Genomic DNA, 1,504 nt, shown 5'->3' with positions numbered 1-1,504 from the left:
TGGCAGATCATCCCAATTCCAACCCACCACTGCCAACAAGGTATACCAGTAGAAAAAGAGAGTGGTATGACTCCAGATATTTTCGGTAATCATCCCCACAGGTACAGCCAGAAGAATCGCCAACATGGCCAAACACAGAGTCCCTTGTCCACTGCCAGGAGATGCCTGTCGAAATAATTGAACAAGACGCCCAACCTGAACTCCGAGGAAGACCAACCAAGTTACCAATCCTACGATTCCTCCTTCTACCAGGGCTCGAATGTAATCATTGTGGGGTTCGAGCCCATTACTACTGATCAGTTTGTTAGTTCCGAGACCATAACCAAGGATTGGGAAGTGTTTCCATTGCTCTAGGAGATAGGTCCATTGAGCCAGCCGCCAGTTGAAACTATTGCCATCTCCCTTGGACAGCAGAATTGCCTTCCAAATATCGATATCTGGATTACCCAGTGGTGTTTGAGCGATCGAGCCGAGACGTTCTTGACCAAACTCTGAGCTACCAAACAAGATGATAATACCGACAAACACAACTATGCCACCGATTAGGTTGACTATGCTCAATCTAGGGGCGATTAAAACCACAATAAAGGTACCAAGCATCATCAAACCAAATAGAGCCTTAGTACTCACATACAAAAGGGTAAGTAAACCCAGCAATAGCATCCAGATCCAGCGTGGATTTGACTGGGTTAGCCTCCAATAGGTCAGACCCATGAACAGCAATAACCAGGTTACAAAGCCGTTAGGGTGACCAATAGTCCCTTTGATGCGAGATACTTCTTCTATGCCGGTGGAGTGACCGCCGTGAGGAGCGAAAAAGGGAGGTAAAACCGAAGGCAATAACATCTGGAGCAACGCTACTGTAACTGGTAAGAGCAGAGCCCAAAACAGCCCGTAGACAACTTACTTAGGTGGAAGCCTGTCCTTGAGTTGCATTACCAGCAAGTAGACCATTAGCCAAGAAAATAGACGTATCCACTCACGGATGCTTCCTAGCAAAAACGAAGCATCTAGCCCCAGCCCTCCCAGAGGCAAAAGTATCACCCACAAGCCTTGTAGCATCACCCAACCAGCAAAGAACCACCAAAACTTATCGGTGCGTACAGTTTGCCCCCTCAGTAACATCACTGTCACATAAAGCAAAGTCAAGCCGTCGAGTCCGATCGCAAAAGCTGCTGGTACCTGTTGATCTGAAAACGGATCGAGACAACTACGCAAGATCAATAGTCCCAGTACGGCTTGCTCAAATCGGGCAAAGAAGTAGACCATCACCGCTACTGCCACCAACCCTAAACCAAGCAAACGGGGCTGAGTACCTGCGAGTAAGCCAACGGCTAGACCAATGGGCACACCTGCCAGTCCCAGCCAAAAGGTCAGAGCAGAGGAACGATGCCAGGGGTTATGAATCTGCATGATCAACCCCCCTGGATATAACAGCACAATTGTTGCTGGCTTCCTTGCCATGGGTCTGCCTGAATTGGGATTGAGGCTGGTAACTATAGAA

Annotated in this window: 1 protein-coding gene and 1 pseudogene; both read right to left on the bottom strand. The window is 48.3% G+C overall.

Going from position 1 to position 1,504, the window contains the following annotated elements; genetic code table 11:
- A partial coding sequence (locus F6K51_RS37075) for an O-antigen ligase family protein (RefSeq protein ID WP_293031123.1) occupies nucleotides 1–846 on the bottom strand: 846 nt, incomplete at its 3' end.
- A 57-nt stretch (nucleotides 847–903) separates the two neighbouring features.
- Nucleotides 904–1,504: pseudogene (locus tag F6K51_RS37070) on the bottom strand (hypothetical protein); the annotation flags it as partial.

Source organism: Moorena sp. SIO3I8 (genome assembly GCF_010692325.1).
In the GTDB taxonomy this organism is placed as follows: domain Bacteria; phylum Cyanobacteriota; class Cyanobacteriia; order Cyanobacteriales; family Coleofasciculaceae; genus Moorena.
Note: the sequence above shows the minus strand (reverse complement) of the source record. Positions and strands in the feature narration are given on the sequence as shown.